General features: G+C 67.8%; 18 protein-coding genes. 13 read left to right on the top strand and 5 right to left on the bottom strand.

Annotation, left to right across the window (positions count from 1 at the left end; translation table 11 throughout):
* Positions 1–55: 55 nt before the first annotated feature.
* A complete protein-coding gene (locus SL003B_RS16990) occupies positions 56–604 on the bottom strand; it encodes a 2OG-Fe(II) oxygenase (RefSeq protein WP_013654098.1) in 549 nt (182 codons plus the stop codon).
* A 129-nt stretch (positions 605–733) separates the two neighbouring features.
* Entirely contained in the window at positions 734–1,798 is a 1,065-nt protein-coding gene (mutY, locus tag SL003B_RS16985; protein ID WP_041375607.1) for an A/G-specific adenine glycosylase, read from the bottom strand.
* A gap of 180 nt (positions 1,799–1,978) precedes the next feature.
* Here mutY and SL003B_RS16980 point away from each other — a divergent pair, with 180 nt between their 5' ends.
* The 8 genes from SL003B_RS16980 (at position 1,979) to SL003B_RS16945 (ending at position 9,697) form a co-directional block, all read left to right on the top strand.
* Positions 1,979–2,515, top strand: a complete 537-nt coding sequence (locus SL003B_RS16980; protein ID WP_013654096.1) for a DUF721 domain-containing protein — start codon at positions 1,979–1,981, stop codon at positions 2,513–2,515.
* A gap of 157 nt (positions 2,516–2,672) precedes the next feature.
* Positions 2,673–3,311, top strand: a complete 639-nt coding sequence (locus tag SL003B_RS16975; RefSeq protein WP_013654095.1) for a DsbA family protein — start codon at positions 2,673–2,675, stop codon at positions 3,309–3,311.
* Positions 3,312–3,395: 84 nt separating this feature from the next.
* Entirely contained in the window at positions 3,396–6,854 is a 3,459-nt protein-coding gene (locus SL003B_RS16970) for an AAA family ATPase (protein ID WP_013654094.1), read from the top strand.
* Positions 6,855–7,063: 209 nt separating this feature from the next.
* Complete coding sequence (locus SL003B_RS16965) at positions 7,064–7,453, top strand: AtpZ/AtpI family protein (RefSeq protein WP_013654093.1); 390 nt, start codon at positions 7,064–7,066, stop codon at positions 7,451–7,453.
* A gap of 69 nt (positions 7,454–7,522) precedes the next feature.
* Positions 7,523–8,272: a F0F1 ATP synthase subunit A gene (locus SL003B_RS16960; RefSeq protein WP_013654092.1), complete on the top strand. Its 750-nt coding sequence runs from the start codon at positions 7,523–7,525 to the stop codon at positions 8,270–8,272.
* A 69-nt stretch (positions 8,273–8,341) separates the two neighbouring features.
* Positions 8,342–8,566, top strand: coding sequence for a F0F1 ATP synthase subunit C (locus tag SL003B_RS16955; RefSeq protein ID WP_013654091.1), 225 nt, complete (start codon positions 8,342–8,344; stop codon positions 8,564–8,566).
* A gap of 81 nt (positions 8,567–8,647) precedes the next feature.
* On the top strand, positions 8,648–9,208 hold the full coding sequence (locus tag SL003B_RS16950) for a F0F1 ATP synthase subunit B (protein WP_041375605.1): 561 nt from the start codon (positions 8,648–8,650) through the stop codon (positions 9,206–9,208).
* Between the two features lie 9 nt (positions 9,209–9,217).
* The gene (locus SL003B_RS16945; RefSeq protein WP_013654089.1) at positions 9,218–9,697 is read left to right on the top strand and encodes a F0F1 ATP synthase subunit B family protein; all 480 of its coding nucleotides are present in this window, start codon (positions 9,218–9,220) and stop codon (positions 9,695–9,697) included.
* Positions 9,698–9,776: 79 nt separating this feature from the next.
* Here SL003B_RS16945 and SL003B_RS16940 read toward each other — a convergent pair whose 3' ends face one another.
* Complete coding sequence (locus tag SL003B_RS16940) at positions 9,777–10,454, bottom strand: ribonuclease HII (protein ID WP_242390267.1); 678 nt, start codon at positions 10,452–10,454, stop codon at positions 9,777–9,779.
* Positions 10,455–10,485: 31 nt separating this feature from the next.
* Positions 10,486–11,610, bottom strand: coding sequence for a PA0069 family radical SAM protein (locus SL003B_RS16935; RefSeq protein WP_049792679.1), 1,125 nt, complete (start codon positions 11,608–11,610; stop codon positions 10,486–10,488).
* A gap of 112 nt (positions 11,611–11,722) precedes the next feature.
* Between SL003B_RS16935 and SL003B_RS16930 the strand changes: the two genes are divergently transcribed.
* A complete protein-coding gene (locus tag SL003B_RS16930; RefSeq protein ID WP_013654086.1) occupies positions 11,723–12,415 on the top strand; it encodes a glycosyltransferase in 693 nt (230 codons plus the stop codon).
* Positions 12,416–12,494: 79 nt separating this feature from the next.
* On the opposite strand, the gene moaB is transcribed toward SL003B_RS16930, so the two are convergent.
* Positions 12,495–13,052 (bottom strand): molybdenum cofactor biosynthesis protein B, encoded by a 558-nt coding sequence (moaB, locus tag SL003B_RS16925; RefSeq protein WP_013654085.1) that lies wholly within the window; start codon positions 13,050–13,052, stop codon positions 12,495–12,497.
* Positions 13,053–13,275: 223 nt separating this feature from the next.
* On the opposite strand from moaB, the gene SL003B_RS16920 reads away from it, so the two are divergent.
* The 4 genes from SL003B_RS16920 to SL003B_RS16905 all read left to right on the top strand — a co-directional run bounded on the left by SL003B_RS16920 (position 13,276) and on the right by SL003B_RS16905 (position 19,610).
* Positions 13,276–14,496, top strand: a complete 1,221-nt coding sequence (locus SL003B_RS16920) for an aminotransferase-like domain-containing protein (RefSeq protein WP_242390403.1) — start codon at positions 13,276–13,278, stop codon at positions 14,494–14,496.
* 209 nt (positions 14,497–14,705) lie between these two features.
* A complete protein-coding gene (locus SL003B_RS16915) occupies positions 14,706–15,362 on the top strand; it encodes a ceramidase domain-containing protein (RefSeq protein ID WP_013654083.1) in 657 nt (218 codons plus the stop codon).
* 75 nt (positions 15,363–15,437) lie between these two features.
* Entirely contained in the window at positions 15,438–17,735 is a 2,298-nt protein-coding gene (locus tag SL003B_RS16910) for an NADP-dependent malic enzyme (RefSeq protein WP_013654082.1), read from the top strand.
* Between the two features lie 417 nt (positions 17,736–18,152).
* Positions 18,153–19,610: a DEAD/DEAH box helicase gene (locus SL003B_RS16905; RefSeq protein ID WP_085997584.1), complete on the top strand. Its 1,458-nt coding sequence runs from the start codon at positions 18,153–18,155 to the stop codon at positions 19,608–19,610.
* Positions 19,611–20,199: the final 589 nt, after the last annotated feature.

The raw sequence follows: 20,199 nt of genomic DNA, 5'->3' as shown, positions 1-20,199 counted from the left end.
CGGTCCGGTTCCCCCGTCTTTTTCCTCGCCACGGGCAGGCTCCCGTCGGCGACGATCAGCGGAATCGGGGTCCGTGGCACCAGCAGGTCAGCGAGATCCGCCGCCCCCTGGTCACCGGCGTGACCCGGTGCGGCATGAAACTGGCGAACAGCGTCGCGCTGCCGACGCCGCGCGGCGCTGGCTGGATGGCGCTGCCGAGATTGATCTCAAGGGCGCCGCCTTCATAGCTCTCTGGTTCGGACAGTTGCACGACGATCGTCAGCTTCCGCTGCCGCGCGATCGGACCGTCACCGATGTCGGAATGCCAGTCGTAGTGACCCTCGTCGCTTTCGTCGTAGCTGGCGACCTGCAGGCGTTCCCTGAACTCGGTTATGTCGAATTGGAACGCCTCCCGGTTGGCGTCTGCGATGCCGCGCACGATGCGCTCCATGACCCAGGAAGCCGGGCCCTGGTCGTCCAGCCAGGTGATGCCGGCACGACGGATGGCGTGATGCTGGACCCCGCCGACCAGTCCGCCGTGGTTCTGGCGGCCCTGTTCGGCGAGCCGGACGATGTCGGCGGCTTCGGCGCTGGTGAAAAGCCTGGGGACGAAATGGGTGAACATGCCAATCACTCACCGATCGACAGGATGCGAGGATCGGCATCAGCACCGGCGCGCGGCAAAAAGCAACAGGATTCTTGTCGCCCCGAACGCGTCAGCGAAAACCGCGCGCTGCGGCGGAACCCGCAGCGCTCAGCCGGTGCCCGCCGCGACCACCTTGCGCATGACCGTGGGCAGCGCCTCGCCGGCCAACTCGCCCGGCGCCGACCACCAGTGCGCATCGGGCAGGGGAAGCGGTTCGGCCAGGTCGGCGACCAGCACCGACAGTTCCAGGTGGAAGTGGGTGAAAATATGCCGCACCGGAGCCGGCTGTACCCGCCATCCAGCGGGAAAGGGCGCGAGGCCGGCAGCGGATGAGGGGTCGAACGTCTCCGACCACGGCGTTCCGGGCACTTCCGCCATGCCACCGAGCAGCCCCTTTGCGGGCCGCTTGCGCAGCAGGATGGCGCCGTCAGCGCTCCGCCGCGCAACGAAGGCCGCCCCCCTGCGGGTCGGCTTGGCCTTTTTCGGCGCCTTCAGAGGCAGCGTTTCGGCGACGCCTGCGTGTCGTCCGGCGCAGGCCTGCGACCACGGACACAGCGCACAGGCCGGACGCCTGGGCGTGCAGAGCGTTGCGCCGAGGTCCATCACGGCTTGGGCGAAATCTCCGGGTCGGTCGGCCGGAGTGAGCCGGTCCATCGCCGCCCGGATCTCGGGCTTGGCGTCCGGCAGCGGCGTTTCGATCCGGAACAGGCGCGCCATGACCCGCTCGACATTGCCGTCGACCACGGCGGCTCGCGCGTCGAAGGCGATGGCGGCGATGGCGGCTGCGGTGTAGGCGCCGATACCAGGCAGGGCGCGCAGCGCGTCCTCGCTGTCGGGAAACCGGCCGCCGTGGTCGCGCGCCACCATTTCGGCGCAGGCTTTCAGGTTGCGGGCGCGGGAATAGTAGCCGAGACCGGCCCAGGCCCTGAGCACGTCGTCGAGATCGGCGGCGGCAAGAGCCTCCACGTTCGGCCATCGCGCCAGGAAGGCCCGGTAGTAGTCCCTGACCGCCGCGACCGTAGTCTGCTGCAGCATGATTTCCGACAGCCAGACGTGATAGGGATCCGGCACGATGCCGGCGCGCCGGTCGTCCGGCGCGATCCGCCACGGCAGGTCCCGGGCGTGGCGGTCGTACCAGTCGAGCAGATCAGCGGCGGAAGGGAGAGCAATCATCGGCAGGAGGTCGCGGCAGAGCACGGTGGGAACGAAGGAGCGAACCAGGGGAAAGCGTGGGCCGAGGTCGCCATTACATGGGTTCCTGAACCTGCCGTCTTCATTTGGTCGCAAATCGGTTTAACGGTATGGGTCGAGGTACCGCAAGATGATCGGCTGTCCGAGGGTCGGAAACAACGCATGAGCAGCGAACGGACGTCCCGCCCGGCATTCGTGCCCCAGTCGCAACCGCTTGCCGACCTGATCGGCAAGGCGATGGAGCCCGCTTGCCGCAAGCGTGGCTTCGCGACCGCAGACCTGATCGCCTGCTGGCCCGATATCGTCGGCGATCGCTACGGCGAGCGGGTTCAGCCCGACCGGATGATCTGGCCGCGGCCTCAGGAGCGTTACGGCAGTCTGGTGCCGGAGCCCGCGACACTGGTCGTTCACACCGACGGGGCGACCGCCCTCCTGCTCAGCCACGAGATCGCGCAGGTCATCGAACGCATCAACACCTATTTCGGCTGGGCGGCGGTTGCACGCATCCGCATCGTTCAAAAGCCCGTTATCGTCCGGCGGCGCAAGGGTCCGGCGCCGCTGCGCGCGCTGACCGACTCGGAGCGGCGCCGGCTGCAGGGGCGGCTGGAGGGCGTGGAGCACGACGGACTGCGCCAGGCCCTAGAAAACCTCGGTACGCAGGTAATCGCGCGATGTGGGGCCGGCCCCAGGAAAGATTGACGCGGCCTCCTGCCTGACGCCGTCCGGAGGCGCTCCGCGCCGGGGCTCCGCAGATCCCACTGCCGCCACAATTGCCGGAGACTGCTATGGTCGGTTGACGCGATGGGCCGGACCGGGCACATCAGATCGAACGATAGACAGACAACAGGAAAACGCCGTGACCTTTTCCCGTAGACAGTTCCTCCAGGCCGCGTCCTTCACAGCGTTGGGCGCCGCGCTCGCCACCGTCCCGCTGGCGGCCCTCGCCGAGACCTACGGCATGGACAAGCTGATGGAGGCGGGGCCGCTCGGCGACAAGATCCTCGGCGCCGATGATGCGCCTGTGACGATCGTGGAATACGCATCGATGACCTGCGGCCACTGTGCGACCTTCCACAAGACGACCTATCCGGTGCTGAAGAAGGACTACGTCGACACCGGTAAGGTACGTTTCATCTTTCGCGAATTTCCGCTCGACCCGGTGGCCACGGCGGCCTTCATGCTCGCCCGCTGCGCGCCGGAGGAAAAGTATTTCGACATCATCGACGCGCTGTTCGAGGACCAGCGATCCTGGGCCTATTCGAACGATCCGTACAATTCCCTGCTGAATTTCGCCAAGCAGGTCGGCTTTACACAGGAAGCCTTCGAGGCATGCTTGACAAACCAGGACGTGCTGGACGGAGTCAATGCCGTGCGGGATCGCGCGGCGAGCGAGTTCAAGGTGAACTCGACTCCGACGTTCTTTGTCAACGGCGAGAAGAAAAGCGGAGCTCTGACGGTTGAGCAGATGGCCGAGCTCATCGACAAGCACCTCTGACGCCGCCCGGCGCGACAAGCGTGCGCGCGGCCTGCGCCCGCATGCTGTCTCGGCCGTGATCGCCCGCTCCCGGAGGGCCGGCCCGTGAAGTTCAACAAGCTGCGCGTGGTCGGCTTCAAGTCCTTCGTCGAGCCGATGGAATTCATCATCGGCGACGGACTGACCGGCGTCGTCGGCCCGAACGGCTGTGGCAAGTCGAACCTCGTCGAGGCCCTGCGCTGGGTCATGGGCGAGAACTCCTACAAAAACATGCGCGCGTCCGGCATGGACGACGTGATCTTTTCCGGCAGCCTGAACCGGCCGGCCCGCAATACCGCCGAGGTGACGCTCTACCTCGACAATTCCGAACGCCGCGCCCCGAGTGGGTTCAACGAGACCGACCTTCTCGAGGTCAGCCGCCGGATCGAGCGCGAGGCCGGTTCGATCTACAGGATCAATGCCAAAGAGGTGCGGGCGCGCGACGTCCAGCTCCTCTTCGCCGACGCCTCCACCGGCGCCCGCTCGCCCGCGATGGTGCGCCAGGGCCAGATCGGTGAATTGATTTCCGCCAAGCCGACGTCCCGGCGCCAGATCCTGGAAGAGGCGGCGGGCATTTCGGGTCTGCATAGCCGTCGCCACGAGGCCGAGATCCGGCTGCGTGCCGCCGAGCAGAACCTGGATCGTCTCGAGGACGTGCTGGTCCAGATCGACGCCCAGCTTGACAGTCTGCGGCGCCAGTCGCGCCAGGCCGCGCGCTACCGCAATCTGTCTGCCGAGATCCGCTCCGCGGAAGCCGCCATCCTCTACCTGCGCTGGACCGATGCGCGTGCCGCCCTGGCCGATGCCGAACGGCAGTACGAGCAGGCGCAGAAGGATGTCGCTGCGGCCGCCGCCGCGCAGGCCGAGGCGGCCAGGACCCAGGCGATCACGGCCCACAAACTGCCGGAAATTCGCGATGCGGCCGCACGCGCGGGGGCGCTCCTGCAGCGGCTGGTGATCGCCCGCAACGAGCTCGATGCCGAAGACCGGCGCATCCGCGAACGCCTGCTCGATCTCGACCGCCGGCTCGGCCAGCTCGCCGAGGACATCGCCCGCGAGGACCGCATGGTGGCGGAAAACGACGAGGTACTGGAGCGCCTTGCCGAGGAGCGCGCGGAACTCGTCGAGGAGAACGAGACCGTCGCCGAGCGCGCGGAACTCGCGCGCGAGCGGGTCGAGGACGCCCAGTCGAAGGTTGACGCACTTGAGGAGGCCCTGGGCGAACGCACCCGGGCCCAGGCCCGTGCCGCTGCCCTGCGCCAGCAGATGGAGCGCGCCGTCGCGGAAGCTCGCCTGCGCGCCGAGCGCCTGACCGTCCAGGCCGGCGAGGCTGCGGCCGTTCATGCCGCCCTGCGGGCCGAAATGGATGCCGCCGACGGCATTGCGCAGCGGGTGGAGTCGGTCGAACTGGCCGAGGCCACGCTGCTGGAGGCCGAGGAGGCTGGGGAAGGCGCCGAAGAGGTGACGCGAAGCGCTCGGGAGGCCGAGCAGGCCGCGCGCGTTCCGCTTGCCGAAGCCGAACGCGTCCTGTCGAGCCTGGAGACCGAGGCGCGTACCCTGGAACAGGTCCTCAACGTCTCCAGCGCCGGGGAATGGCCGCCGGTGGTCGATGCGGTAACCGTGGCGCCTGGCTTCGAAACGGCCCTCGGCGCGGCCCTCGGCGAGGACCTGGACGCGTCCCTCGATCCGGGCGCGCCGGTGCGCTGGGGCGGGACTGCCGAGGCGTCCGGAGATCCCGCCTTGCCGGCCGGTGCAGTGCCGATGGCGGCCAAGGTCGGCGCGCCGCCGGCCCTCGCGCGCCGGCTGGCGCAGATCGGCCTCGTCGAGCGCGCCGAAGGCCCGCGTCTGCAGGCGCTGCTGAAACCCGGCCAGCGCCTGGTGTCGCGCGATGGCGACCTTTGGCGCTGGGACGGCTTCGTCGTGGCTGCGGATGCGCCGACGCCGGCCGCCCAGCGGCTCGCCCAGAAGAACCGCCTGGCCGAACTTGCCGATCGCATCGAAGGCGCGCGCCGCGAGGTCGACCTGCGCCAGGCCGGCCTGCAGGCCGCTGCCGACGCGGTCCGGCAGGCCGTCGAGCGGGAACAGGCGGCGCGCCAGCGGCTGCGTGACCGCCAGAAGGCGCTCGCCGACGCCCGTGACGCGCTCGCCGCCGCCGAGCGGGCGCTGTCGCAACTGTCCGCGCGCCTCGCCGCCGCCGAACAGCAGGCATCGCATCTTGCCGAGGAGGCCGGCGAGGCGTGCGAAGCACTGATGGAGGCGGAGGCGCGCCTGGAAGAGGCGCCCGATGCCGCCGGCCTCGGCGAGGACATCGCCCGGCTGCAGGACGAGGTCGCGGTCGCGCGTACCGCACTTGCGGAAGCCCGGGCCCTGTCTGAGGGGCTGTCTCGGGAAAGGCAGATGCGCGACCGCCGGCTGGAGGCGATCGCGCGCGAATATGACAGCTGGCGCACGCGCGCCGCCAATGCGGCTCGACAGATCGAGATCCTGAGGCAGCGCCGGCAGGAGGCCGAGGACGAGCGCCTGGAGCTTGTCGAGGCGCCTGAGGACATCGAGGCGAGGCGCCGCAGCCTGTTTTCCGAGATTGCCCGCGCGGAGGAGGCGCGCAAGGCCGCCGACGACGAACTGCTGAAGGCCGAATCGGCGCTGTCGGGGGTCGATCGCATCGCCCGCGAGGCGCAGGACGCCCTGGCGCAGGCTCGCGAGGCGCGCATCCGCGCCGAGGAGCGGGTCGAGGGCGCACGGCAGCGGGTGAAGGAGGTCGAGGCGCGCATCGGCGAGACGCTCGAGGTGCCTCTCGCCGAACTGACCGTACTGGCAGGCCTCAAGGACGGCGCGCCGCTGCCGGATCCCGATGGCATGGAACGCAAGCTTGAGCGGCTGAAGGCCGAGCGCGAGCGCCTCGGCGGCGTCAACCTGCGCGCCGACGACGAATTGCGCGACATCGACGAGCAGCGCACGACGCTTGTGCGCGAGCGGGACGACCTCGTCGAGGCGATCCGGCGCCTGCGCACCGGAATCTCCAACCTGAACCGAGAGGCCCGCGAGCGCCTGCTCAGTTCCTTCGTGGTCGTCAACGACCATTTCCAGCGCCTGTTCACCCACCTGTTCGGCGGCGGCACCGCCGAATTGCAGCTGGTCGATTCCGACGACCCGCTCGATGCCGGGCTCGAGATCATCGCCCGGCCGCCGGGCAAGAAACCTCAGACCATGACGCTTCTGTCCGGTGGCGAGCAGGCACTGACGGCCATGGCGCTGATCTTCGCCGTGTTTCTCACCAATCCGGCGCCGATCTGCGTGCTCGACGAGGTCGACGCGCCGCTCGATGACGCCAATGTCGAGCGCTACTGCGACCTGCTCGACGAAATGGCCCGGCGTACCGACACGCGTTTCGTCGTCATCACGCACAATCCGATCACCATGGCGCGGATGAACCGTCTGTTCGGCGTGACAATGGCCGAGCGGGGGGTGTCGCAGCTCGTTTCGGTCGATCTGGAGACGGCTGAGCGATTCCGCGAGGCGGTGTGATTGGCCGCGGTTCATGCTGCGATGCGCTCGCGACAATGCGACCAAGGTTGTGGGTTGCCGCGTCGATCAAAGTAATAGTCATTTGAAATCAATTGCTTGAGTTGAAATCTCCCGTTCTTGACAGGCCATCTGGTGCCGACTATTGTGCGCGCGGCTCAAGGGGGCGCTGGCTGCTTGATCGGCCGCCCGGCTGCATGCGAGGGAACATCATGAACGGTTCTTCGCAACAGGGCGGACCTGGCGATCGAAGCCCGGAACTCTCCGAAGCCGACCTGTCAGCGCGACGGGACCGGCTGAACCGGGAACTGGACGAAAGGCGCCGCAGCGAACTGCTGGCGGAGGCCAAACGTTCGGCCCGGCCGGCATCGGGATACGGCCAGGCAATGAAGCTCTCGTCGGAGTTCATAGCCGGGATCCTGGTGGGCGGAGGCATCGGCTGGGTCCTTGATGAGTGGCTCGGGACATCGCCGTTCGGCTTGATCGTCTTCCTGCTGCTCGGGTTTGCTGCCGGTGTTCTGAATGTCCTGAGGGCGACCGGCAAGGTTGCCGAACAGGGGTCAGAAACCCGTGCGCGGATGGATCGCGACGACGCCCGGTGACGAGCCGGTCGAGAGGAATGTGCCCGCGCCTTGCGCGCCCTTGAACGATAGAACGACGAAGGTTGACCGGTGGCGAACGATCCGATCCATCAGTTCCAGATCCAGAAGATCTTCCCGATCGAGGTCGGCGGTGTCGACTTTTCCTTCACCAACTCGTCGCTGTTCATGGTGGCGACGGTTGCGGCGGCGTCCGCCTTTCTGATCCATTCCAGCAGCAACCGCGGCCTCGTGCCGAACCGTCTGCAGTCGATCTCGGAAATGGCCTACGAATTCGTGGCCGGCATGCTGCGCAGTTCCGCAGGAACGGAAGGAATGCGCTTCTTCCCGATGGTCTTCTCTCTGTTCATGTTCGTTCTGGTGGCGAACCTGTTCGGCATGTTCCCGTACTTCTTTACGGTGACCAGCCACATCATCGTGACCTTCGCGCTGGCCATGCTCGTGATCCTGACGGTGACGATCTACGGCTTCATGCGCCATGGCATGCATTTCCTGCATCTCTTCGTGCCGTCGGGCGTGCCCGCGGCCCTGATCCCGATCGTTGCCCCGATCGAGGTGATCTCGTTCCTGTCTCGCCCGATCAGCCTGTCGGTTCGTCTGTTTGCGAACATGCTGGCTGGTCACATCACCTTGAAGGTGTTCGCCGGCTTCGTGGTAAGCATGAGCGCCATGGGCGCGGTCGGCATCTTCGGGGCCGTCCTTCCTCTTGGAATGACGGTGGCGCTCACGGCGCTGGAGTTCCTCGTTGCGTTCCTGCAGGCCTATGTCTTCACGGTCCTGACCTGCATGTATCTCAACGACGCCATCCATCCGTCCCACTAAGTTCACCGATCACGTGGCCGCAGCGGCCGCCTGAACCAAACTGACAAACGTCAATTAGGAGCACGTGTCATGGAAGCAGAAGCTGCAAAGTACATCGGCGCCGGTATCGCCTGCCTCGGCATGGGCGGCGCTGCGATCGCCCTCGGCACCATCTTCGGCAACTACTTGTCGGGCGCCCTGCGCAACCCGTCGGCTGCCGACGGCCAGTTCGGCCGCCTCGTGTTCGGCTTCGCCGTGACCGAAGCTCTGGGCATCTTCTCCCTGCTGATCGCCCTTCTGCTCCTCTTCGCCTGATCGCCTTCTTCCTGAAGCGATCCACAAGGTGATACCGGCGGCGGCGCAATCGCGCCGCCTGTCCGGCATTTGGAGGCGAATATGGCAGGCGAAGCCCAAAATCAGGCGGGTGCGCACACGGAAGTCATAGAAGTGCCGCAAGCGGAGCATGGCGTCGGCTTTCCGCCGTTTGACGCCTCGACCTTTGCCTCGCAGCTTCTATGGCTGGCGATCACGTTCGGTCTGTTCTACTGGATCATGAAGAACGTGGCCCTGCCGCGCATTGCCGGAATCCTCGAGGACCGCCGCGACCGCATCGCCGGCGATCTGGCCGAAGCCGATCGGCTGAAGCGGGACACCGACGAGGCGATTGCTGCTTACGAGCAGGCGCTTGCCGAAGCCCGCGCCAAGGCGCGCGGCATCGCGCATGACACCCGCGAAAAGCTGAAGGCCGAAAACGACGCGCGGCGCGAAAAGGCGGAAGCCGGCATCGCGACCAAGCTGTCTGAGGCCGAAGCGCGCATCGCGTCGATCAAGACCGAGGCGCTTGCCCAGGTCGGCGAGATTGCCACGGAAACCTCGTCGGCCCTCGTCGAGGCGCTGATCGGCAAGACTCCGACCAAGACCGACCTGAACAAGGCGGTCAAGGCTGCGATGGAATAGGGGACGGCAATGGACGCAACATTCTGGGCATTCGTTGGCCTCGTCCTGTTCTTCGTGGTGATGTTCTGGGTCAAGGTCCCGGGCAAGATCGGCGCCGCGCTCGACAAGCGGGCGGATACCATCCGCAACGAACTGGATGAAGCCCGCAAGCTCCGCGAGGAAGCTCAGGCGCTTCTCTCCGAGTATCAGCGCAAGCGCCATGAGGCCGAATCCGAGGCCGAAGCCATCGTCGCGGAGGCCCGCGCCGAGGCAGAGCGGCTGACGGTCGAGACCAACAAGGCGCTCGAGGACATGATCGCCCGCCGCACCAGAGCGGCGGAAGACAAGATCGCGCAGGCCGAAACCGCGGCGATCGCCGAGGTCAGGGCCAGGGCTGCCGACATCGCGGTCGCTGCAGCCGAGCAGATCCTCAAGGCCAAGGTCCAGGACAAGGTCGCCGACGACATCATGGCCAGGAGCATCGACCAGGTGAAGGCAAGCCTGAACTGACGGTTCGGATGTCCGCAAGAAACGAGAAAGCGGCCCCCAAGGGCCGCTTTGTCGTTTTCAAGGCAGGGGTTTGCGGGCGTCACTCCGGCCGTCCGGCGGCGGCGACCGGTTTGAAGCTCAACCGGTGGTGCGGCGAGGGCCCGAGACGCAGGAGCGCCTGTGCGTGCGCCGGGACGCCGTAGCCCTTGTGTGCGGAAAAGCCATAACCGGGGCAGCAGCCGTCGAGCAGCCGCATCATCCTGTCGCGGGTGACCTTGGCGACGATCGAGGCGGCGGCCACCGCGAGGCAGCGCTGGTCGCCCTTGACGAGCGCCTGACCCCGGCCGGCCAGGCCCGGCGGTACGTCTCTTCCGTCGATCAGCACAATCCCGGCCGTGAGCGCCAGGGCGTCGACCGCACGGGTCATCGCCGCAAGCGTTGCGGTGCGGATGTTGTCCCGGTCGATCGACGTCGGGCAGGCACTGGCGACCGCGACGCAGGCGGACGCGCAGATCTCCTCGTAGAGCGCTTCGCGCTGCACCTCTGACAGTCTCTTGGAATCGTCGAGCCCCGCGGGCAGACGCCGGTAGTCGAGGACGACGGCTGCCGTGACAACGGGCCCAGCCCAGGGGCCACGGCCCGCCTCGTCGACCCCGGCCAGGCGACCGCCGAACAGGGCCGCGTGCCGTTCCTCGAGCGTGGCGTCGAAGCTCGGTCCGAAGGGCAGGTCGAACAGGGAATCGGTCTGGCGGCACGGCATGGAGCCGAGTGTGGCCACGGCCGCCGGTGGTGGCAAGCGGATAGCCCGATCAGAACAGCGACAGCTGCACGTCGCCGATCAGGGGAGGTCGGAAGGAGTCGCAGTCCAGTTTCCGCCGTCTCTGGTTGAGACCGAACCGTCTGGCGGCAAGCGCAAAGCGCTTGCCGATCTGGTCGGCATAGGGCCCCTTGCCCTTCATGCGCGTGCCCCATTCGGGGTCATAGTCCTTGCCGCCGCGCATCGATCGCAGCACATTCATGACATGCCGGTAGCGGTCCGGCCGGTTGCGCAGCAGCCAGTCGCGGAACAGGTCCGACACCTCGAGCGGCAGCCGCAGCAGGATGTAACCGGCCTCGCTCGCACCGTGGTCGGCCGCCGTTTCGACAATGGTCTCGATCTCGCAGTCGGTCAGCGCGGGAATGACCGGCGCCATCATCACCGCGACCGGGATGCCGGCTGCAGCCAAGGTCTTCACGGCGCCTAGGCGCTTGTGCGGCGCCGAGGCGCGCGGCTCCATCATCCGCGCCAGCGACTTGTCGAGCGTGGTGACGGACAGCGCGACCTTGGCCAGGCCGCGCGCCGCCATGCGCTCCAGGATGTCCGCGTCGCGCAGGATGAGCGCGGATTTGGTCACGATGCCGACCGGATGGTTACAGCGGTCGAGCACCTCAAGAATCTCCCGCATCAGCGCGTAGCGGCGCTCGATCGGCTGATAGGGATCGGTGTTGGTGCCGATGGCGATGGTCCGGGGCACGTAGCCCGGACGGGCCAGTTCGCGCTCGAGCAGTTCGGCGGCATTCGGCTTGGCGAACAGGCGCGTTTCGAAATCGAGGCCGGGCGACAGGCCCATGTAGGCATGGGTCGGCCGGGCGAAACAGTAGATGCAGCCGTGCTCGCAGCCGCGGTAGGGATTGATCGAGCGGTCGAAACTGATGTCGGGCGAACTGTTGCGCGTGATGATCGTGCGCGCCTTTTCCTCCTGCACCGTCGTTTTCAGCGGCGGCAGGTCTTCCAGCGTGTCCCAGCCGTCGTCGAAGGAGGTCCGGCTCTGGCACTCGTAGCGGCCCGACCGATTGAGCGCCGCGCCGCGCCCGCGCCGGCGGTCGGCGGCGACGAGATCGCTGTCCGTGACAGCCGGAACCTCGAGGCAGTCGTCGGAATCGGTCGGGGCCATGCGCTCTCTGTCCGGTTCGAGCATGAACATAACGGGAACATTAGCCAATTTCCGACCCGATACAACCCGCCTCTCTCGCATTGCACAAAAAAAGCCGCTACAAGATCGTTTCATGATCAGCGTCATCATTCCGACATTGAACTGCGAAGACAGCCTCGCCCACGCTCTGGCAGCGCTGGTACCGGCGGCTGCCGAAGGCATCGTGCGGGAGGTGATCGTCGTCGACGGCGGCTCGACCGATGCCACCGCACGCGTCGCCGATGCGGCCGGATGCGACTGGCTGCCGGTTTCCGGCGACCGCGGCAAGCGGATGGCGGCGGGGGCGGAGCAGGCGAAAAGGGGGCCCTGGCTGATGTTCCTGGCCGCCGACACGGTGCTGGAGACGGGCTGGCACCACGAGGTGGCGGCCTTCATCGAGCGCGCCGAGCGCGCCGGGCAGGGCGACCGCAGCGCCGCCGCGTTCCGTCTCAAGCTCGATGCCTTCGGCTGGGGCGCGCGGCTGTCGGAACTCACCGCGATGCTGCGCAGCCAGGCATTGGCGATGCCCTACGGCAACCAGGGTCTTCTGATTTCGCGCAGGTTCTACAAGGAGTTGGGCGGCCACAAGCCGCTGCCGGAAATGGAGGATATCGACCTCGTCCGGCGCATCGGGCGCAGCCGCCTGGTGTTCCTGCGCGCCTCGGCGATCTGCTCCGGCAGGCCCGAGGAACCGAGCATGGTGACGGCGTTCCGCCGTGCGCTGGCGCGCTTCTGCGTCGCCATGCTGCGCCTGCCGCCGCGCGTCGTACTGCGCCTCCACGGCTGAAAAAGCGGGTCCGGAAACCGTCCGGACTCCCGCCGACATCCTGCCGGAAACCCTCCGGAAACCCTCCGGCGTCCTGCGCTCACGCTTCCCTGAGCTTGCCGCGCTTCAGGTGCTCGTCCAGCCGGGGCAGGATCTCGACGAAGTTGCACGGCATGTGCCGGTAGTCGAGCTGCCATTTCAGGATGCCGTCCCAGGCGTCCCTGCAGGCGCCCGGCGAGCCCGGCAGGACGAAGATGTAGGTCGCTTGCGCCACGCCGCCGGTGGCGCGCGACTGGATCGTCGAGGTGCCGATCTTGTCGTAGGAGAGGCGGTGGAACACCTCCGAGAAACCGTCCATGCGCTTCTCGAACAGCGGCTCGATCGCCTCCGGCGTGACGTCGCGGCCGGTGAAGCCGGTGCCGCCGGTGGTGATGACCACGTCGATGCCGGGATCGGCGATCCAGGTCCGGACCACGACGCGGATCTCCTCGATCTCGTCGCGCACGATCCTACGGTCGGCGAGCCGGTGGCCGGCCTGCTCGATCCGCTCGGCGAGCGTCGAGCCGGAACGATCCTCCTCCAGCGAGCGGGTGTCCGACACGGTCAGCACCGCGATGCGCATCGGAATGAAGGGGCGACTTTCGTCCAGTCTGATCATGGGCGTCTCCTCAGTCTCTGACATAGACCCTAAACGGAGCGCGTTCCAGAGGCGTGGAGCCGCAGGGCTGGACCGTCGCCGGGCCGGCGATCCGTCCTCGGCGACGCATTGTTGCGGAGAGGGGTGCCGGGAAGAATTTTTGCTGCATATAGGTCAGCATTATTGACGCATCATTGCGCCTGTGGTTCTGTCAGGCAAAATGTGAGGGACGGAAATCGCCATGCTGGACTGGGAGCATATCTTCGCCACGCGCTCCGCGCGGATGCGCGCTTCGGAAATCCGCGAGTTGCTCAAGCTCCTCGACCGGCCGGACATCATTTCCTTCGCTGGCGGCATACCCGATCCGGCGCTGTTTCCCGACGCCGAGTTCGCCGCCGCCTATGCGGCCCTGTTCGCCGAGGGGGCCGGCCGGAGCGCGCTGCAATATTCGGTCAGCGAGGGCTACGCCCCGCTGCGCGCCTGGATCGCCGGCCAGATGGCCGCGATCGGCATTCCCTGCACGATCGACAACATCATCGTCACGTCGGGCTCCCAGCAAGCGCTCGACTATCTCGGCAAGCTGTTCCTGTCGCCGGGCGACACCGCCCTGGTCGGCTGGCCGACCTATCTGGGCGCGCTGCAGGCCTTCAACGCCTACGAGCCCGTTTACGACCGGCTGATTCCCTTCGCCAACCGCCCGGCGGCCGACTTCGCGACAACCGCCCGGGAGCGGGGCGGAGCGGTGAAGTTCGCCTATGTCTCAGCCGACTTCGCCAATCCGACCGGCGAGACGCTCGACCGGACGACGCGCGAGCGCATCCTCGACCTCGCCGAGGAACTCGACATCGCGGTGATCGAGGACGCCGCCTACCAGTCGCTGCGCTACGACGGCGAGCCGGTGCCCCCGCTGCTCGCGCTCGACATCGCCCGCACCGGCCACATCGACCGCACGCGCACGCTCTATTGCGGCAGCTTCTCCAAGACCCTGTCGCCGGGCCTGCGGCTCGGCTGGATCTGCGCCGCCGCGCCGGTCGTCTCCAAGTTGGTGCTGATGAAACAGGCGGCCGATCTCAACTCCTCGACCATCAACCAGATGGCGATCGCGCGCGTCGCCGAGACCGGCTTTGCCGCTCAGGTCGACAGGATCCGCAAGGTCTACCGCGCCCGCCGCGACCGCATGCTGGCCGCGCTCGAGGCGCACATGCCGGCGGGCTGCCGCTGGTCGAAGCCGGACGGCGGCATGTTCATCTGGGTCGAACTGCCCGAGGGCATGGACGGCGCCGAGTTGCTCGCCCGCTCGCTGCAGAGCGCCAAGGTCGCCTTCGTGCCCGGCGGCGCCTTCTTCGCCGACGGCACGGGGCGCAACACGCTGCGCTTGAGCTTCTCCTGCGCCAGCGAGGCGATGATCGACGACGGCATCGCCCGCCTCGGCCGGCTGATCGGCGAGGTCGCTGCGGCGGCGTGAGCGATCTTCGGTCAGATTCTCAGGCCGCCGGCCGGCGGATGTGCCATTCGACGGTCAGGCTGCGCAACAGGTCGTTCATGCGCGGCTGCATCACGCCGACACGCCGGGCCATCTCGCTCTCGCAGACGTGATGCGGGCACAGCCGGCCAGTGTCGCACGATGGCGCCAATCACGGCATCAATGCGAGCGGACGGAGAAACACGCCAACCATGAACTGGACCGAACAGCTCAACCACTATTGCGAACGGCTTGGCCCCGGCTTCTGGGCGGAGCCGGCCAATGCGGTGACCAACCTGGCCTTCATCGTTGCCGCCTTCGTCGGCTTCAGCCTGTGGCGCCGGCACGCGCCGGACGACCGCATGGCGCTGGCGCTGATCGTCATCGTGTTCCTGACCGGCGTCGGGTCGTTCCTGTTCCACACCTTCGCCAACCGCTGGTCGATGCTCGCCGACGTGATTCCGATCGCGCTGTTCATCCATGTCTACCTGTTTGTCGCACTGAACCGCTTCCTAGCCCTGCACTGGGCCGTCGCGCTGGCCGCGACCGTCGCCTTCTTCGTTGCCACGCCGCCGCTCGGCGGCCTGGCGGCGCCTTTCGTCGGCTCCTCGGCCGGCTACGTGCCGGCGCTGGCGGCGATCTTCGTCGTCGGCGCGCTGGTCCTGCGCCGGGACGCGGGCCTCGCCAGGGGCATCTTCGCCGCCGGCGTCGTCTTCGCCGTGTCGCTGACCTTCCGCACCCTCGACGGGCCTGTCTGCGAGGCCTTCGCGCCGGGCACGCATTTCCTGTGGCATCTCCTCAACGGCACAGTTCTGTTTCTGCTGCTGCGGGTTCTCATCCGCCACCGGGCCGGGTTACATAGGGCGTGATTTGAACCCGCCCGATTCAGTCAGGACGGAAGAAGAGCCGCAGGCCGGCTGGCCGCCGCGGCGACGAGGGGACAGATGAGCGACAAGAAGACGGCCGGGAGCGACCTCACCGAAGCGGCGCTGTACTATCACAGCCATCCGAGGCCCGGAAAGCTGGAGATCCAGGCGACCAAGCCGCTCGGCAACCAGCGCGACCTGGCGCTGGCCTATTCGCCCGGCGTCGCGGCTCCCTGCCTCGAGATCGCCCGCGATCCGGCGACCGCCGCCGACTACACGGCGCGCGCCAACCTGGTCGCGGTCATCTCCAACGGCACCGCCGTGCTCGGCCTAGGCGCCATCGGCCCGCTCGCCTCCAAGCCGGTGATGGAGGGCAAGGCGGTCCTGTTCAAGAAGTTCGCCGGCATCGACGTGTTCGACATCGAGGTCGACGAGACTGACGTCGACCGCTTCGTTGACGCGGTGGCGGCGCTGGAGCCGACCTTTGGCGGCATCAACCTTGAGGACATCAAGGGGCCGGAGTGTTTCCAGATCGAGGCCCGGCTGCGCGCGCGGATGAACATTCCGGTGTTCCACGACGACCAGCACGGCACGGCGATCATTGTCGGCGCGGCGGTGACCAACGCCTTGGAACTGGCGAGGAAACCGATCGGCGAGGTCAAGATCGTCGCCTCCGGCGCCGGCGCGGCCGCGCTCGCCTGCCTCAACCTGCTGGTCTCGCTCGGCGCCCGGCGCGAGAACATCTGGATCACCGACATCGAGGGCGTCGTCTACGAGGGCCGCGAGGCCCTGATGGACGAATGGAAGGCGGTGTTCGCCCAGCCGACCGACAAGCGCACGCTCGCCGAGGTGATCGACGGCGCCGACGTCTTCCTCGGGCTGTCGGCCGGCGGCGTGCTGAAGCCGGACATGGTCGCGCGCATGGCGGAGCGTCCGCTGATCCTGGCGCTCGCCAACCCGACGCCGGAGATCATGCCGGAGGAGGCCCTGGCGGTGCGCTCCGACGTTCTGATGTGCACCGGGCGCTCCGACTATCCCAACCAGGTCAACAACGTCCTGTGCTTCCCCTACATCTTCCGCGGCGCGCTTGACGTCGGCGCGACGACGATCAACGAGGAGATGAAGCACGCCGCGGTGCAGGCCATCGCCGGTCTGGCCAAGGAGGAGCCCTCGGACGTCGCCGCGCGCGCCTATGGCGGGGCGAGCGAGACCTTCGGGCCGAAATACCTGATCCCGTCGCCCTTCGACCAGCGGCTGATCCTGAGGATCGCGCCGGCTGTGGCGCGCGCGGCGATGGAGACCGGCGTCGCGACCCGGCCGATCGAGGATTTCGACGCCTACCTGGACCGTCTGAACCGCTTCGTGTTCCGCTCCGGCCTGGTCATGAAGCCGATCATCCAGGCAGCCGGCCGCGAACCCAAGCGCATCATCTATGCCGAGGGCGAGGACGAGCGCGTGCTGCGCGCCGCCCAGGTGCTGATCGAGGACAAGCTCGCCGTGCCGATCCTGGTCGGACGGCCCGAGGTGCTGAAGGCGCGCTGCGAACGCTTCGGCCTGAGGATCCGCCCCGGCGTCGACTTCGAGTTCACCAACCCGCAGGACGACCCGCGCTACCGCGACTATGTCGACGAATATTTCACCTGCGTCGGCCGCAAGGGCATGCCGCCGGATGCCGCGCGTACCATCGTGCGCACCAACACGACGGTCATTTCCGCACTCGCAGTGCGGCGCGGCGAGGCGGATGCGGTGATCTGCGGCCTGGAGGGCCGTTTCATCCGCCACCTGCGCGACATCCGCCAGATCATCGGCCTGCGCGCGGGCGTGCGCGACCTGTCCGCCCTGTCGCTGCTGATCAACAGCCGCGGCGCGCTGTTCTTGACCGACACCTTCGTGACCGTCGATCCGGGCGCGGAGGAACTGGCCGAGATGGCACATCTGGCGGCGCAGGAGATCCAGCGCTTCGGCATCACGCCCAAGGTGGCGCTTTTGTCGGCGTCCAACTTCGGCTCGCGCGACATGCCGTCCTCCGACAAGATGCGCCAGGCGCTGGAGATCCTGTGGCGCGACTGCCCCGACCTGGAGGTCGACGGCGAGATGCACGGCGACGCGGCGCTGTCGGAAGCGTTGCGCCAGAGGGTCATGCCGGACACGCGGCTGAAGGGGGAGGCGAACCTGCTACTGTTCCCCAACCTCGACGCCGCCAACATCGCGCTCAACCTGCTCAAGGTCGCCACCGACGCGCTGCATGTCGGCCCGATCCTGCTCGGCACCGCCAAGCCGGCGCATATCCTGACGCCGTCGGTCACCTCGCGCGGCGTTGTCAACATGTCCGCGCTCGCCTGCGTCGAGGCGCAGAAGCGCGACGCGGAGGGCTGAAAGCGGTCTGCCGCCGGACTTGGGCCTGTCCGGGACGCCCCGGACAGGCAGGCGACCCGGCTGAGGCGCGCTTGACTTTGTGCCGCACAAGGCCGATATACGGACCAGACGCGATCCGGTCGCCGCGTGAGCGACCAGCACGATCCGCGGACCCCGCCCACAGGCGCGGTCGTTCCGTGCAAGGCCCCGTCCTCGCCCCTTCGGTCCCGAAGCGGGCGTCCTTCTCCCAGGTTCCCAATTCACGCGGGGTGCTGACGGTCGACGCGACCCGAGGGCAATCCGGTCCCGGGCCAGCGCGCAGGCCCAACCGCTCACGACTCGTTCCGTCGGTGCCGGCTTGCCGCGCCGCGGGCGGATATCCACGTGCCGGCGCCCGGCCGATCCCGGCTGGCGCGGCACCCATGCGAAGGCAATTTCTTGACCCAATTCGAAGCCCTCGGGCTCTCTTCCCCGCTGCTGAAGTCCATCGCCGCGCTCGGCTACGAAGCGCCGACGCCGATCCAGACCGACGCCATTCCCCACATTCTCGCCGGCCATGACCTGATGGGCCTCGCCCAGACCGGCACCGGCAAGACGGCGGCCTTCGGCCTGCCGCTCGCCAACCGCATGCTGGCCAGCGCCGACACGGCCGCGCCGCGCACGACCCGGGCGCTGATCCTCGCGCCGACCCGCGAACTGGTCACCCAGATCGCACAGAACCTCGTCGCCTTCGTCAAGGGCTCGCCGCTGCAGGTGGCGGTCGTGATGGGCGGCGTCTCCATCGGCGGCCAGATCAAGCGGCTCGCACGCGGCACCGACATCCTGGTCGCCACGCCGGGCCGGCTGCTCGACCTGGTCGACCGCAACGCCCTGCGCCTCGACGAGGTCGGCTATCTCGTCCTCGACGAGGCCGACCAGATGCTCGACCTCGGCTTCATCCACGCGCTGCGCAAGATTGCCGCGCTGGTGCCCAAGAAGCGCCAGACGCTGCTGTTCTCGGCGACCATGCCGAAGCAGATCGAGGATCTCGCCCGCGCCTACCTGAAGGATCCGGTGCGGGTCGAGGTCGCCCCGGCCGGCCGTACCGCCGACAAGGTCGACCAGTGCGTCCATTTCGTCGCCCAGGCCGACAAGACCGACCTGCTGATCTCCTGCCTGAGCGAGCGGGCGCAGGACCTGTCGCTGGTGTTCGCGCGCACCAAGCACGGCGCCGACAAGGTCGTGCGCAAGCTGGTCGCGGCCGGCCTGAAGGCCAATGCCATCCACGGCAACAAGAGCCAGAACCAGCGCGACCGGGCGATCAAGGAACTGAAGACCGGCGAGACCCGCATCCTGGTGGCGACCGACGTCGCCGCACGCGGCATCGACATTCCCGGCGTTAGCCACGTCTACAACTTCGACCTGCCGGACGTGCCGGAGAGCTACGTCCACCGCATCGGCCGCACGGCGCGCGCGGGCGCCGACGGCGATGCCGTCGCCTTCTGTGCGCCCGAGGAGATCGGGCTGTTGCGCGACATCGAGAAGCTGACCGGCCTCAAGGTGCGCGTCGCAAGCGGCGAGGTCCCGGCCGAGGGCAGGGCGGCGCCGGCCCGCAAGGGCCGCGGCGGCCAGCGCGGCAACGACCGTTCGGGTGGCCAGGCAGCGAGCCGCAAGCCGGGCAACGCGCAGGGTCACAGGGACGGCCAGAAGAGCGGCCAGAAGAACGGCCAGAAGTTTGGCAAGCCGGCCGCGCACCGGGGCGAGGCGTCCGGCGCCAGGCCGCTGCGCGAGGGCAGCCCGGCACAGCTCGCCGCGCTGGTCCAGGCCCAGGGCGCGCGCAAGCCCGACCGGGCCGAGGAGACCCGCGGCAACGGCGACCGGCGCCGGTCCAGGCCGGCCAGGCGCTCGGCGGCCTGAGCGGTTGCGCCGGACCTCCGGCAGGGACAGCAAGGGACGGCCGCCACGGGCGGCCGTTTTCCGTTCCGGCGCCGGGAGGACCTAAATTCGTGCCAGACGGAATGATAAAACACTGATAATGCTGAATAATTATTTCAATGAAAAAATTTTCAAGGATTGAAGGAATTTTCTTGATTTATTTCTCGTGGCGAATTAAATAACGCGCATCGAACGAGACGCGCTGCCGCGATGACGGCAACGGTCGCGGCCAAAGGCGGTCGCGCCGTCCGGAGCGGGCGCGACGACGTGGGGCCTCGGCGCGGTTTGCGTAGACGTCGAAGCCGAAGCGACAGCAGGATCACAGCAATCGCATGAGCGCCCGTCGGCAACGGACGGCGCCGGCATGCGCACACCCTATCGCCTTGTGGCAGCGGACGAGGAACGCGACCCTCCAGGCAGACGGGCGGCAAGCCCGCGCGGAGAGGACTGCCCCTTGAAACGCCGCACCCAGCGGAACTGGTCCCATCGACCGCTGGACCGAAAAAGCCGGCCACAAGGCAAAGGCGCCGCGACGGAGACGTCGCGGCGCCTTTTGCTTGTTTGCTGCTTG

This window comes from Polymorphum gilvum SL003B-26A1 (assembly GCF_000192745.1).
Lineage (GTDB): Bacteria > Pseudomonadota > Alphaproteobacteria > Rhizobiales > Stappiaceae > Polymorphum > Polymorphum gilvum.
The sequence above is the reverse complement of the archived record's forward strand: the minus strand, read 5'-3'. Positions and strand labels throughout refer to the sequence as shown.